General features: G+C 56.0%; 9 protein-coding genes. 4 read left to right on the top strand and 5 right to left on the bottom strand.

Annotation, left to right across the window (positions count from 1 at the left end; translation table 11 throughout):
• Positions 1-239 precede the first annotated feature (239 nt).
• Together glpT and glpQ are read left to right on the top strand one after the other, a co-directional pair.
• Positions 240-1,592: a glycerol-3-phosphate transporter gene (glpT, locus tag ACMGG5_RS22290; protein WP_024908206.1), complete on the top strand. Its 1,353-nt coding sequence runs from the start codon at positions 240-242 to the stop codon at positions 1,590-1,592.
• A gap of 11 nt (positions 1,593-1,603) precedes the next feature.
• On the top strand, positions 1,604-2,662 hold the full coding sequence (gene glpQ / locus ACMGG5_RS22285) for a glycerophosphodiester phosphodiesterase (RefSeq protein WP_420278529.1): 1,059 nt from the start codon (positions 1,604-1,606) through the stop codon (positions 2,660-2,662).
• A gap of 104 nt (positions 2,663-2,766) precedes the next feature.
• Here the strand turns inward: glpQ and yfaE are convergent, their stop codons facing one another.
• The 4 genes from yfaE to ubiG all read right to left on the bottom strand — a co-directional run bounded on the left by yfaE (position 2,767) and on the right by ubiG (position 7,567).
• Entirely contained in the window at positions 2,767-3,021 is a 255-nt protein-coding gene (gene yfaE / locus ACMGG5_RS22280) for a class I ribonucleotide reductase maintenance protein YfaE (RefSeq protein ID WP_023325749.1), read from the bottom strand.
• Positions 3,021-4,151, bottom strand: coding sequence for a class Ia ribonucleoside-diphosphate reductase subunit beta (gene nrdB, locus ACMGG5_RS22275; protein ID WP_023312514.1), 1,131 nt, complete (start codon positions 4,149-4,151; stop codon positions 3,021-3,023). Before nrdB ends, yfaE begins: the two co-directional genes overlap by 1 nt.
• A 54-nt stretch (positions 4,152-4,205) precedes the next feature.
• Positions 4,206-6,491: a class 1a ribonucleoside-diphosphate reductase subunit alpha gene (gene nrdA, locus ACMGG5_RS22270; RefSeq protein WP_032646595.1), complete on the bottom strand. Its 2,286-nt coding sequence runs from the start codon at positions 6,489-6,491 to the stop codon at positions 4,206-4,208.
• Between the two features lie 347 nt (positions 6,492-6,838).
• Positions 6,839-7,567: a bifunctional 2-polyprenyl-6-hydroxyphenol methylase/3-demethylubiquinol 3-O-methyltransferase UbiG gene (ubiG, locus tag ACMGG5_RS22265; RefSeq protein WP_420278528.1), complete on the bottom strand. Its 729-nt coding sequence runs from the start codon at positions 7,565-7,567 to the stop codon at positions 6,839-6,841.
• A gap of 146 nt (positions 7,568-7,713) precedes the next feature.
• On the opposite strand from ubiG, the gene gyrA reads away from it, so the two are divergent.
• Positions 7,714-10,350 (top strand): DNA topoisomerase (ATP-hydrolyzing) subunit A, encoded by a 2,637-nt coding sequence (gyrA, locus tag ACMGG5_RS22260; protein ID WP_420278527.1) that lies wholly within the window; start codon positions 7,714-7,716, stop codon positions 10,348-10,350.
• A gap of 135 nt (positions 10,351-10,485) precedes the next feature.
• Positions 10,486-13,332 (top strand): two-component system sensor histidine kinase RcsC, encoded by a 2,847-nt coding sequence (gene rcsC / locus ACMGG5_RS22255; RefSeq protein ID WP_061714731.1) that lies wholly within the window; start codon positions 10,486-10,488, stop codon positions 13,330-13,332.
• A gap of 77 nt (positions 13,333-13,409) precedes the next feature.
• On the opposite strand, the gene rcsB is transcribed toward rcsC, so the two are convergent.
• The gene (rcsB, locus tag ACMGG5_RS22250) at positions 13,410-14,060 is read right to left on the bottom strand and encodes a response regulator transcription factor RcsB (RefSeq protein ID WP_003859405.1); all 651 of its coding nucleotides are present in this window, start codon (positions 14,058-14,060) and stop codon (positions 13,410-13,412) included.
• Position 14,061: the final 1 nt, after the last annotated feature.

The raw sequence follows: 14,061 nt of genomic DNA, 5'->3' as shown, positions 1-14,061 counted from the left end.
ATGTTCGTTTTTTATCATTTAGCCATATTAATTTTGTGGTTTGTTTGATTTCGAACATAAACGCGCGGAATTCGAAAGTGAAACGTGATTTCATGCGCTTTTTTGCGCATTCTGTCATATTTCTGTAACAATCTGTGCGTTGATTCACAGTAACAATCACCGTGATTTCTTAACATCCCCGCCTCTGGAATTCAGGTGCGAGCCACCTGCTCATTCATTTCAAGGCCACGGAGGCTGTTATGCTCAGTATCTTCAAACCTGCGCCCCACAGGGCGCGTCTGCCAGAGGCAGAAATAGATCCGCTCTATCGCCGTCTGCGTTGGCAAATCTTCCTGGGGATCTTCTTCGGGTACGCGGCGTACTACCTTGTACGTAAAAACTTCGCGCTCGCCATGCCGTATCTGGTGGAGCAGGGCTTTTCCCGCGGCGATCTGGGGTTCGCGCTGTCGGGGATCTCCATCGCCTACGGTTTTTCCAAATTCATCATGGGCTCCGTGTCGGATCGCTCGAATCCGCGCGTGTTCCTGCCCGCCGGTCTGATCCTGGCGGCCGCGGTGATGCTGTTCATGGGCTTTGTGCCGTGGGCAACCTCCAGCATTGCCATCATGTTCGTGCTGCTGTTCCTCTGCGGCTGGTTCCAGGGGATGGGGTGGCCGCCGTGCGGACGCACCATGGTGCACTGGTGGTCGCAGAAGGAGCGCGGCGGCATCGTGTCGGTGTGGAACTGTGCCCATAACGTGGGTGGCGGTATTCCGCCGCTGCTGTTCCTGCTGGGGATGGCCTGGTTCAACGACTGGCACGCTGCGCTGTATATGCCTGCCTTTGGCGCCATCGTGGTGGCGATTTTCGCTTTCGCGCTGATGCGTGATACGCCGCAGTCCTGCGGCCTGCCGCCGATTGAAGAGTACAAAAACGACTATCCGGATGATTACAGCAAGGAGCACGAAGAGGAGCTGACCGCAAAACAGATCTTCATGAAGTACGTCCTGCCGAACAAGCTGCTGTGGTACATCGCGGTGGCGAACGTGTTCGTTTACCTGCTGCGCTACGGCATCCTCGACTGGTCGCCAACCTACCTGAAAGAGGTGAAGCACTTCGCGCTGGATAAATCCTCCTGGGCGTACTTCCTGTATGAATACGCCGGGATCCCAGGCACGCTGCTTTGCGGCTGGATGTCGGACAAGGTGTTTAAGGGTAACCGCGGTGCGACGGGCGTGTTCTTTATGACCCTGGTGACCATCGCGACCGTTGTTTACTGGCTCAACCCGCCGGGCAACCCATCAGTAGACATGGCCTGCATGATCGTCATCGGCTTCCTGATTTATGGTCCGGTAATGCTGATCGGCCTGCATGCGCTGGAGCTGGCACCGAAAAAAGCGGCAGGCACGGCGGCAGGCTTTACCGGCCTGTTCGGTTACCTCGGCGGTTCGGTCGCGGCGAGCGCCATTGTGGGCTACACCGTTGACTTCTTCGGCTGGGACGGCGGCTTTATGGTGATGATCGGCGGTAGCGTGCTGGCGGTACTGCTGCTGATTGTTGTGATGATCGGTGAGAAACGTCACCACGCGGAAGTGCTGGCACGTCGTCAATAAGGAGCTTTACGATGAAATTAACTCAGTTAGCGACAGGCCTGCTGCTGGCGGGCCTGATGACAGGCTCCGCGCTGGCGGCGGATAAAATCGTTATTGCCCACCGTGGCGCGAGTGGCTATCTGCCGGAGCATACGCTGCCGGCGAAAGCGATGGCCTATGCGCAGGGCGCGGATTACCTCGAACAGGATCTGGTGATGACGAAGGACGACCAGCTGGTGGTCCTGCATGACCACTATCTGGACCGCGTGACGGACGTGGCGGAGCGTTTCCCGGACCGCGCGCGAAAAGATGGCCGCTACTACGCCATTGATTTCACCCTGGCGGAGATCCGTTCCCTGAAGTTTACCGAAGGCTTCGAGATTGAAAACGGCAAGAAGGTGCAGGTCTATCCGGGACGTTTCCCGATGGGCAAATCTGACTTCCGCATTCATACCTTCCAGGAAGAGATTGAGTTTGTTCAGGGGCTGAACCACTCAACCGGTAAAAATATCGGTATCTACCCGGAGATCAAAGCGCCGTGGTTCCATCATCAGGAAGGGAAAGACATTGCCGCGAAGACGCTGGAGGTGCTGAAGCAGTACGGCTACACCAGCAAGAAGGACAAAGTCTACCTGCAGTGTTTTGATGCCGCCGAGCTGAAGCGCATCAAAACCGAGCTGGAGCCGAAGATGGGCATGAACCTCAACCTGGTGCAGCTGATTGCCTACACTGACTGGAATGAAACTCAGGAGAAACAGCCGGACGGGAAGTGGGTGAACTACAACTACGACTGGATGTTTAAGCCGGGCGCGATGAAGCAGATTGCGCAGTACGCCGACGGCATCGGGCCGGATTATCACATGCTGGTGGCGGAGGGTTCAGCGCCGGGCCACGTGAAGCTGACGGCGATGGTGAAAGAGGCGCACGCCAGCAAGATGCAGGTGCATCCGTATACCGTGCGTGCAGACCAGCTGCCGCCGTATGCCACGGATGTGAATCAGCTTTATGAGGTGTTGTATAACCAGGCAGGCGTGGACGGACTGTTTACGGATTTCCCGGATAAAGCGGTTGAATTCATTCACCGGAAGTAGGTTTTGTAGGTCGGGTAAGGCGAAAGCCGCCACCCGACAATCAGGCTCTGCGGCCTGATGCCCTCACCCTAACCCTCTCCCACAGGGAGAGGGAATAAGGGCAATCACATCTCGATTTCGATATCGCCTTTTGCCCGGCAGCAGCAGGGCAAAATTTCCCCTTCGTTGATAAAGGCCAGCGGCTCGGTCAGCCAGTCTACCTGGCCTGCGACCAGACGGCAGCGGCAGGAGCCGCAGTAGCCGGAACGACACTGGTACTCTACTTCTACCTGATGCGCCTCAAGCGCCACCAGCAGAGAAGGGTGCTCCTCCCGACACAGTACCTCAGTGCCGGAAAGACTTAACGTGACGCGTGGCATCAGAGCTGGAAGTTGCTCAGGTCGTCGGTGTTGACTTCAGAATCAATCTGACCGACCAGATAAGAACTCACTTCCACTTCCTGCGGCGCGACCTGCACGTTATCGGACACCAGCCAGGTGTTGATCCACGGGATAGGGTTAGAGCGCGTCTGGAACGGCAGGTCGAGACCGACAGCCTGCATGCGGATGTTGGTGATGTACTCAACGTACTGGCACAGGATGTCTTTGTTCAGGCCAATCATGGAGCCGTCGCGGAACAGGTAATCTGCCCACTCTTTCTCCTGCTGAGCCGCCAGTACGAACAGGTCGTAGCACTCCTGTTTGCACTCTTCGGCGATTTCCGCCATCTCCGGATCGTCCGTACCGCTGCGCAGCAGGTTCAGCATGTGCTGGGTACCGGTGAGGTGCAGGGCTTCATCGCGGGCAATCAGACGGATAATCTTGGCGTTGCCTTCCATCAGCTTGCGCTCGGCAAAGGCGAAGGAGCAGGCGAAGCTCACGTAGAAGCGGATCGCTTCCAGCGCGTTGACGCTCATCAGGCACAGGTACAGCTGCTTTTTCAGCGCACGCAGGTTTACGGTGATGGTTTTACCGTTCACGTTGTGGGTGCCTTCGCCCAGCAGATGCCAGTAGCTGGTCATCTCGATCAGCTCGTCGTAGTAATGGGCAATGCCTTCCGCGCGCTTCTGGATCTGCTCGTTGGTGACGATATCGTCAAACACCACCGCCGGATCGTTCACGATGTTGCGGATGATGTGGGTGTAAGAGCGGGAGTGGATCGTCTCGGAGAACGCCCAGGTTTCCACCCAGGTTTCCAGCTCTGGAATGGAGATCAGCGGCAGCAGCGCCACGTTCGGGCTACGGCCCTGAATAGAGTCCAGCAGCGTCTGGTACTTCAGGTTGCTGATGAAGATATGCTTTTCGTGATCCGGCAGCGACTGGTAGTCAATACGGTCGCGGGAGACATCCACTTCTTCCGGGCGCCAGAAGAAGGAGAGTTGCTTTTCAATCAGCTTTTCGAAGATGTCATATTTTTGCTGATCGTAGCGTGCCACGTTGACCGGCTGGCCGAAGAACATCGGCTCTTTGAGCTGGTCGTTTTTCGTCTGTGAAAAGGTGGTATATGCCATGAGTGTGTCCTAAAAACGTAGGCCGGGTAAGCGTAGCGCCACCCGGCATTTACATTAGATCTTACATGCGCCGCTTTCGCAGCCATCGTCCTGAATTGACGGAACCAGGTCGTCCTGCGCGTCTTCCGCACCGTCACGGGTGTTGTGATAGTACAGCGTTTTCACGCCAAACTTGTAGGCGGTGAGCAGGTCTTTCAGCAATTGCTGCATCGGAACCTTGCCTGACGGGAAGCGCGTCGGGTCATAGTTGGTATTGGCAGAGATCGACTGGTCGATAAACTTCTGCATGATACCCACCAGCTGCAGGTAGCCGTCGTTGTTTGGCATTTCCCACAGCAGCTCGTAGTTGTTGCCCAGCGTTTCGTAGTCCGGTACGACCTGACGCAGCACGCCGTCTTTCGACGCTTTGATGCTGACGTGGCCGCGCGGCGGTTCGATACCGTTGGTGGCGTTAGAGATCTGCGAAGAGGTCTCGGACGGCATCAGAGCTGAGAGCGTGGAGTTACGCAGGCCGTGCGTTTTAATGGACTCGCGCAGGCCTTCCCAGTCGAGATGCAGCGGCTCGCTGACGATCGCATCCAGGTCTTTTTTGTAGGTGTCGATCGGCAGAATGCCTTTCGCATAGGTGGTTTCGTTGAACCACGGGCACGCGCCTTGCTCTTTCGCCAGCTCGTTAGAGGCTTTCATCAGGTAGTACTGAATGGCTTCAAACGTCTGGTGCGTCAGGTTGTTAGCGCTGCCGTCGGAGTAACGCTTGCCGTTTTTCGCCAGCCAGTAGGCGAAGTTGATCACGCCGATACCCAGGGTACGGCGGCCCATCGCACCGCGTTTCGCTGCCGGGATTGGGTAATCCTGGTAGTCCAGCAGGGCGTCGAGGGCACGAACCGCCAGCACGGCCAGCTCTTCCAGCTCGTCCAGGCTTTTAATCGCGCCCAGGTTGAACGCGGAGAGCGTACACAGCGCGATTTCGCCGTTTTCGTCGTTCACGTCTTCCAGCGGTTTGGTCGGCAGAGCGATCTCCAGGCACAGGTTAGACTGGCGCACTGGTGCAACAACCGGGTCAAACGGGCTGTGGGTGTTGCAGTGGTCAACGTTCTGGATGTAGATACGGCCGGTAGAGGCACGTTCCTGCATCATCAGGGAGAACAGGTCTACCGCCTTCACGCGCTGCTTGCGGATGCTGTCGTCTTTTTCATATTTGGTGTACAGACGCTCGAACTCGTCCTGATCGGCGAAGAACGCGTCATACAGGCCTGGAACGTCGGACGGGCTGAACAGGGTGATGTCTTCACCTTTCAGCAGACGGGTGTACATCAGCTTGTTGATCTGCACGCCGTAGTCCATGTGACGCACGCGGTTGCCTTCGACACCACGGTTGTTTTTCAGAACCAGCAGGCTCTCCACTTCCAGGTGCCACATCGGGTAGAACAGGGTCGCAGCACCGCCGCGCACGCCGCCCTGAGAGCAGGATTTTACTGCCGTCTGGAAGTGCTTATAGAACGGGATACAGCCGGTGTGGAACGCTTCACCGCCGCGAATCGGGCTGCCCAGCGCACGGATGCGGCCGGCGTTGATGCCGATACCGGCACGCTGGGAAACGTATTTCACAATGGCGCTGGAGGTAGCGTTGATGGAATCCAGGCTGTCACCACACTCGATCAGGACGCAGGAGCTGAACTGACGGGTAGGGGTGCGCACGCCAGACATGATTGGCGTCGGCAGAGAGATTTTGAACGTCGATACCGCATCGTAGAAACGCTTCACGTAATCCAGACGGGTATCACGCGGGTAGTTAGAGAACAGGCAGGCGGCCACCAGAATGTAGAGGAACTGGGCGCTTTCGTAGATCTCACCGGTTACACGGTTCTGGACCAGGTATTTGCCTTCGAGCTGCTTCACCGCCGCGTAGGAGAAGTTCATGTCGCGCCAGTGATCGATAAACCCGTTCATCTGCTCGAACTCTTCTTCCGTATAGTCTTCCAGCAGATGCGTGTCGTATTTGCCCAGCTCAACCATTTTCACCACGTGATCGTAAAGCTTCGGCGGCTCAAACTGGCCGTAGGCTTTTTTACGCAGGTGGAAAATCGCCAGACGTGCAGCGAGGTACTGATAATCCGGTGCTTCGCGGGAGATGAGGTCTGCCGCCGCTTTGATGATGGTTTCGTGGATATCAGACGTTTTGATGCCGTCGTAGAACTGAATATGAGAACGCAGTTCAACCTGGGAGATAGATACGTTGTTCAGTCCTTCTGCTGCCCAGTCGAGAACTCGATGGATTTTGTCCAGATTGATACGCTCGGTAGTACCGTCGCGCTTTGTCACCAGCAGACTCTGATTCATGTGGGTTTTACCTGTCCGTGAAATAAAAAATATCCCCCGCTTATCCACAGATCCGTCTTGTGACTAACTCTGTGGATAAATACTACATATAGGGGGTTTGCGATAAGAAAAACGCTATATGGTGAGTATTCTAGTATCGAATCTTTTCAGCACAAGGGTTGATTTTGACGTTAAATTGAGGTTGTGAAAGGGTAAAAAAGGCTAAGTCCTCGTACCGTAAGGCCTGGAAGACATGTCAATAATTAAGAAAAAAAATTCAAAATTTGATCGAGTGCTGATTTCTTCAACGAGAGGTCAGAATTGCGCAACATGATGTCGCGCAATCTTTATAAGAATAACGAATGACGTTAGTCGTTTTTGGCGGTTGTGTGCAACATATAGTTAACATCAACGCCCGGTGCGAGTTTGAATTTATTGGTCAGCGGATTGTAGTGCAGGCCGATGATGTGCTGCTCTTTGAGCCACGTCTGATCAACCCAGCTTAACAGCTCTGCAGGCTTTATGAATTTCTTCACGTCGTGGGTCCCTTTCGGCACCATGCGCAGCACATACTCCGCGCCGACAACGGCCATCAGCCAGGCTTTAGCGTTGCGGTTGAGGGTTGAGAAGAAGACCTGGCCGCCCGGTTTTACCAGTTTTGCACAGGCGTGCACCACCGACTGCGGATCGGGAACGTGCTCCAGCATCTCCATGCAGGTCACCACATAGTACTGATGGGCGTGTTTTGCCGCGTGCTCTTCTACGGTTTCCTGCACGTATTCCACCTGTATACCGGACTCCAGCGCATGAAGGCGGGCCACCTGCAGCGGTTCAAAGCCCATATCCAGGCCCGTAACATTCGCCCCTTCGCGCGCCATGCTTTCCGCCAGGATACCGCCGCCGCAGCCGACGTCGAGCACTTTCTTACCGAACAGACCGCCGGAACGCTCCGCGATATAGCCCAGACGCAGCGGGTTAATACGGTGCAGCGGTTTGAACTCACCTTCGAGATCCCACCAGCGGGACGCCACCGCTTCAAATTTGGCAATCTCTTCGTGGTCAACGTTGTGAACCACCGGGGATTTTTCGGCATTCATGGGCGCTTTTACTCCTTATTTAGCAAGACGAATGAGTATATCAGGCAATCCCCGTGAATAAAGCGTATAGGTTTACCTCAATCACCTCGGCTGTGTTATAATTTGCGACCTTTGAATCCGGGATACAGTAGAGGGATAGCGGTTAGATGAGCGACCTTGCGAGAGAAATTACACCGGTTAACATCGAGGAAGAGCTGAAGAGCTCCTATCTGGACTATGCGATGTCGGTCATTGTTGGCCGTGCGCTGCCGGACGTCCGCGATGGCCTTAAGCCGGTACACCGTCGCGTACTATACGCCATGAACGTATTGGGCAATGACTGGAATAAAGCCTATAAAAAATCTGCCCGCGTCGTCGGTGACGTCATCGGTAAATATCACCCGCATGGTGATACCGCCGTTTATGACACCATCGTTCGTATGGCGCAGCCATTCTCCTTGCGCTACATGCTGGTAGATGGCCAGGGTAACTTTGGTTCAGTCGACGGCGACTCCGCTGCGGCGATGCGTTATACGGAAATCCGTATGTCGAAAATCGCTCATGAGCTGATGGCCGACCTGGAAAAAGAGACCGTTGATTTCGTCGATAACTACGACGGCACCGAGCGCATCCCAGATGTGATGCCCACCAAGATCCCGAACCTGTTGGTTAACGGTTCGTCCGGTATCGCGGTCGGTATGGCAACCAACATTCCGCCGCACAATATCACCGAGGTGATCAACGGCTGCCTGGCCTATATCGACGATGAAGACATCAGCATTGAAGGGCTGATGGAACACATCCCGGGCCCGGACTTCCCGACGGCGGCGATCATCAACGGTCGTCGTGGTATTGAAGAAGCGTACCGCACCGGTCGCGGCAAGATTTACATCCGTGCCCGCGCCGAAGTGGAAGCGGACGCTAAAACCGGCCGTGAAACCATCATTGTTCACGAGATCCCGTATCAGGTGAACAAAGCGCGTCTGATTGAAAAAATCGCCGAGCTGGTAAAAGAAAAACGCGTTGAAGGCATCAGCGCGCTGCGTGACGAGTCTGACAAAGACGGTATGCGCATCGTGATTGAGATTAAACGCGACGCGGTGGGTGAGGTTGTGCTGAACAACCTGTACTCCCAGACTCAGCTTCAGGTCTCCTTCGGTATCAACATGGTTGCACTGCACCATGGTCAGCCGAAGATCATGAACCTGAAAGAGATCCTGAGCGCGTTCGTGCGTCACCGCCGTGAAGTGGTGACCCGCCGTACCATCTTCGAACTGCGCAAAGCGCGCGACCGTGCGCACATCCTTGAAGCGCTGGCGGTTGCGCTGGCCAACATCGACCCGATCATCGAACTGATCCGTCGTGCACCAACCCCGGCGGAAGCGAAAGCTGCCCTGATTTCCCGTCCGTGGGATCTGGGTAACGTCGCCGCGATGCTGGAACGTGCGGGCGATGACGCGGCGCGTCCTGAGTGGCTGGAACCTGAATTCGGCGTGCGTGACGGTCAGTATTACCTGACTGAACAGCAGGCCCAGGCGATTCTGGATCTGCGTCTGCAGAAACTGACCGGCCTTGAGCATGAAAAACTGCTCGACGAATACAAAGAGCTGCTGGAACAGATTGCTGAGCTGCTGCACATCCTGGGCAGCGCAGAGCGTCTGATGGAAGTGATCCGTGAAGAGCTGGAACTGGTCCGCGATCAGTTCGGCGACGAGCGCCGCACCGAAATCACCGCGAACAGCTCTGATATCAACATTGAAGATCTGATCAACCGCGAAGACGTGGTGGTCACCCTGTCTCACCAGGGCTATGTGAAGTATCAGCCGCTGACCGACTACGAAGCACAGCGTCGTGGCGGTAAAGGCAAGTCTGCGGCACGTATTAAAGAAGAAGACTTTATTGACCGCCTGCTGGTGGCTAACACCCATGACACGATCCTCTGCTTCTCCAGCCGCGGTCGTCTGTACTGGATGAAAGTCTATCAGCTGCCGGAAGCGAGCCGTGGCGCACGTGGTCGTCCAATCGTTAACCTGCTGCCGCTGGAAGCGGACGAACGTATCACCGCCATCCTGCCGGTACGCGAGTACGAAGAGGGCGTGAACGTCTTTATGGCGACCGCCAGCGGTACCGTGAAGAAAACCGCGCTGACCGAGTTCAGTCGTCCGCGTTCTGCCGGTATTATCGCCGTGAACCTGAACGAAGGCGACGAGCTGATCGGTGTGGATCTGACCTCCGGTTCTGATGAAGTGATGCTGTTCTCTGCGGCCGGTAAAGTGGTGCGCTTTAAAGAGAACGCCGTCCGTGCGATGGGTCGTACCGCGACGGGCGTGCGTGGTATCAAGCTGGCTGGCGAAGACAGCGTGGTTTCTCTGATTATTCCGCGCGGTGAAGGGGCTATCCTGACCGTAACGCAGAATGGTTACGGTAAACGTACGGCGGAAGGGGAATACCCAACCAAGTCTCGCGGCACGCAGGGCGTTATCTCTATCAAAGTTACCGAGCGCAACGGTTCCGTTGTGGGCGCGGTGCAGGTGGACGATGCGGACCAGATCATGATGATCACCGATGCCGGTACGCTGGTGCGTACCCGCGTGTCTGAGATCAGCGTGGTAGGGCGTAATACCCAGGGCGTAATCCTCATCCGTACAGCGGAAGATGAGAACGTGGTGGGTCTGCAGCGTGTTGCTGAGCCGGTGGATGAGGAAGAGCTCGATTCCATCGACGGTAGCGTTGCGGAAGGCGATGATGATATCGCGCCGGAAGTCGACACTGACGATGACGCAGCGGATGACGCTGACGAGTAATGTCTTCTGATGCAAAAAAGGGCCGGATTCCGGCCCTTTTCTTTTGCACAAGCAGATAAGTCAACGTTGCGACCTGGCGCGTTTACCGCTACCTTAACCACATTCTTTTGACCCCGACGGCGGAGCCTCGCCCCCTTGAAATACCTCGTCTCCTTTCGTACTACGCTGAAAGTCTCTCGCTATCTGTTTCGGGCGCTGGCGCTCTTGCTTTGGCTGCTGGTGGCCCTGTTCTCGGTGTTTTACATCGTTAACGCGCTGCACCAGAAAGAAGCGGAGATCCGCCAGGAGTTTAACTTAAGCTCCGACCAGGCCCAGCGTTACATTCAGCGAACGTCTGACGTGATGAAGGAGCTGAAGTATATTGCCGAAAATCGTCTGACGGCGGAAAACGGCATCCTTGCGCTTCGCGGGCGTGATGACAAAACCGAAGTTCCGGACTTCCAGCCGCTGTTCCCGGACTCCGATTGCTCCACCATGAGCAATTCCTGGCGCGGGTCGCTGGAGTCCCTTGCCTGGTTTATGCGCTACTGGCGCGACAATTTCTCCGCCGCCTATGACCTGAACCGCGTCTTTCTGATTGGCAGCGAGAATCTCTGCATGGCTGACTTTGGCCTGCGCGACGTGCCCGTTGAGCGTGACGATGCGCTGAAAAGCCTGCATGAACGTATTGTCAAATACCGCAATGCGCCGCAGGACGAGCGCGGCAATAACATCTTCTGGGTGAGCCAGGGCCCGCGTCCGGGCGTAGGCTATTTCTACGCCCTGACGCCGGTGTATCTCGGTAATCGCCTGCAGGCGCTGCTGGGGATTGAGCAGACCATTCGCATGGAAAACTTCTTCACCCCGGGCAGCCTGCCCATGGGGGTGACCATTCTGGATGAAAACGGTCATCAGCTGATCTCGCTTGCCGGGCCGGATAACCGGCTTAACGTCGAACCCCACTGGATGCAGGAGCGGTCGTGGTTTGGCTATACCTCGGGTTTCCGCGAGCTGGTGCTGAAGAAGAGCCTGCCGCCTTCCTCGCTGAGTATCGTCTATTCGCTGCCGGTGGATATGGTGCTTGAGCGGATACGCATTCTCATCATGAATGCCATTCTGCTGAACCTGATCGCGGGTGGGGCGCTGTTCACCCTGGCGCGCATGTATGAGCGGAAAATCTTTATTCCCGCCGAGAGCGACGCCCAGCGGCTGGAGGAACACGAGCAGTTTAACCGGAAGATTGTCGCTTCGGCGCCGGTGGGGATCTGTATTCTGCGTACCCAGGACGGGACCAACATCCTGAGTAACGAACTGGCGCATAACTACCTGAATATGCTGACGCATGAGGACCGGCAAAGGCTGACGCAGATTATCTGCGGTCAGCAGGTTAACTTTGTCGACGTGCTTACCAGCACGCACACCAACCTGCAGATTAGCTTTGTCCATTCCCGCTATCGCAATGAAAACGTGGCGATTTGCGTGCTGGTGGATGTCTCCGCGCGCGTGAAAATGGAAGAGTCGTTGCAGGAGATGGCGCAGGCGGCAGAGCAGGCCAGCCAGTCGAAATCCATGTTCCTTGCGACCGTCAGCCACGAGCTGCGAACGCCGCTGTACGGGATCATCGGTAACCTCGACCTGCTGCAGACGAAAGAGCTGCCGAAAGGGGTCGACAGGCTGGTGACGGCGATGAACAACTCCTCCAGCCTGCTGCTGAAAATCATCAGCGATATTCTCGACTTCTCTAAAATTGAGTCTGAGCAGCTGAAAATCGAGCCGCGGGAGTTCTCGCCGCGCGAGGTCATGAACCATATCAGCGCCAACTATCTGCCACTGGTCGTGCGTAAACAGCTGGGGCTCTACTGCTTTATTGAGCCGGATGTGCCGCTGACGCTGCACGGCGATCCGATGCGCCTGCAGCAGGTCATCTCTAACCTGCTCAGCAACGCCATTAAATTCACCGATACCGGCTGTATTGTGCTGCACGTCTGTCGGGCGGGGGATTACCTGAGCATTCGCGTGCGCGACACGGGCGTCGGCATCCCGGCGAAAGAAGTGGTTCGTCTGTTCGATCCGTTCTTCCAGGTCGGTACCGGCGTGCAGCGTAACTTCCAGGGAACCGGACTGGGGCTGGCGATTTGTGAGAAGCTCGTCAGCATGATGGACGGTGATATCTCGGTGGATACCGAGCCCGGCATGGGCAGCCAGTTCACCATCCGCATTCCGCTCTATTCGGCGCAGTATCCGGCAAAATCCACGGTAGACGGGCTGAGCGATAAGCGCTGCTGGCTGGCGGTGCATAACGCCTCGCTGAATGACTACCTGACGGCGCTGCTTGCCCACAGCGGCGTGAGGGTGTGCCGCTATGAAGGTCAAACGCCGGACGTGGACGATGTGCTGATCGCCGACGAGATGCCGGATCAGCCGTGGCAGGGAAGAGGGTCGGTGCTCTTCTGTCGTCGCCACATCGGCATTCCTGTCGAGCGTGCGCCTGGGGAATGGGTACACAGTGTCGCCACCCCGCACGAGCTGTTGAGCCTGCTGGCGCGCATCTACAAAGTGGAGCTGGAAGAGCGCGACGGCGCGGGCGGATTGCCGTCACCCGAGTCTCTGGCGTCAGTGAATGACGATATGATGATTCTGGTGGTGGACGACCATCCGATTAACCGCCGCCTGTTGGCTGACCAGCTTGGATCGCTGGGCTACCAGTGCAAAACGGCCAATGACGGTGTGGATGCGCTGAACGTGCTGAGTAAAAATCATATTGATATCGTACTTAGCGACGTCAACATGCCAAACATGGACGGCTACCGTCTGACGCAGCGCATCCGACAGTTGGGCCTGACGCTGCCGGTGGTGGGCGTAACGGCGAACGCGCTGGCGGAAGAGAAGCAGCGCTGTCTGGAGTCAGGCATGGACAGCTGTCTGTCGAAACCGGTGACGCTGGACGTGCTGAAGCAGACATTGTCGATTTACGCGGAGCGCGTGAGAAAAACAAGAATATAAAAAAGGCCCGCAAGGGCCTTTTAAGCTTTTCACCCTCTCCCGGTGGGTGAGGGCATCAGGCCGCACACCCGTTGAGATCAATCCTTGTCCGTTGCGCTCAGCGTGACGGAGGAGAGATAGTTCAGCAGTGCAATATCGTTGTCCACGCCCAGTTTCATCATCGCTGATTTCTTCTGGCTGCTGATGGTTTTAATGCTGCGGTTTAACTTCTTGGCGATCTCGGTCACCAGGAAACCTTCGGCGAACAGGCGCAGAACTTCACTCTCTTTCGGCGACAGGCGTTTGTCACCGTAGCCACCCGCGCTGATTTTTTCCAGCAGACGAGAGACGCTCTCAGGCGTGAACTTCTTGCCTTTCTGCAGCGCAGCAAGCGCTTTTGGCAGATCGGTCGGTGCGCCCTGTTTCAGCACAATCCCTTCGATGTCCAGATCCAGTACCGCGCTCAGGATCGCCGGGTTGTTGTTCATGGTCAGAACAATGATCGAGATATCCGGGAAGTGGCGTTTAATATATTTGATGAGCGTGATCCCATCACCGTACTTGTCTCCAGGCATGGAGAGATCGGTAATGAGCACGTGTGCATCAAGCTTTGGGAGGTTATTGATCAGTGCTGTAGAGTCTTCAAATTCACCGACTACATTCACCCACTCGATCTGTTCAAGTGATTTGCGAATACCGAACAGTACAATCGGATGGTCATCGGCAATAATTACGTTCATATTGTTCATG

Source organism: Enterobacter sp. BNK-34 (genome assembly GCF_048684445.1).
GTDB classification, from domain to species: domain Bacteria; phylum Pseudomonadota; class Gammaproteobacteria; order Enterobacterales; family Enterobacteriaceae; genus Enterobacter; species Enterobacter pseudoroggenkampii.
This window is presented reverse-complemented; position numbering and strand designations above follow the sequence as displayed.

Coding starts and splice junctions, on each gene's coding strand:
- glpT (WP_024908206.1), top strand. CDS start 240: ATGCTCAGTATCTTCAAACCTGCGCCCCACAGGGCGCGTCTGCCAGAG.
- glpQ (WP_420278529.1), top strand. CDS start 1,604: ATGAAATTAACTCAGTTAGCGACAGGCCTGCTGCTGGCGGGCCTGATG.
- yfaE (WP_023325749.1), bottom strand. CDS start 3,021: ATGCCACGCGTCACGTTAAGTCTTTCCGGCACTGAGGTACTGTGTCGG.
- nrdB (WP_023312514.1), bottom strand. CDS start 4,151: ATGGCATATACCACCTTTTCACAGACGAAAAACGACCAGCTCAAAGAG.
- nrdA (WP_032646595.1), bottom strand. CDS start 6,491: ATGAATCAGAGTCTGCTGGTGACAAAGCGCGACGGTACTACCGAGCGT.
- ubiG (WP_420278528.1), bottom strand. CDS start 7,567: ATGAATGCCGAAAAATCCCCGGTGGTTCACAACGTTGACCACGAAGAG.
- gyrA (WP_420278527.1), top strand. CDS start 7,714: ATGAGCGACCTTGCGAGAGAAATTACACCGGTTAACATCGAGGAAGAG.
- rcsB (WP_003859405.1), bottom strand. CDS start 14,060: ATGAACAATATGAACGTAATTATTGCCGATGACCATCCGATTGTACTG.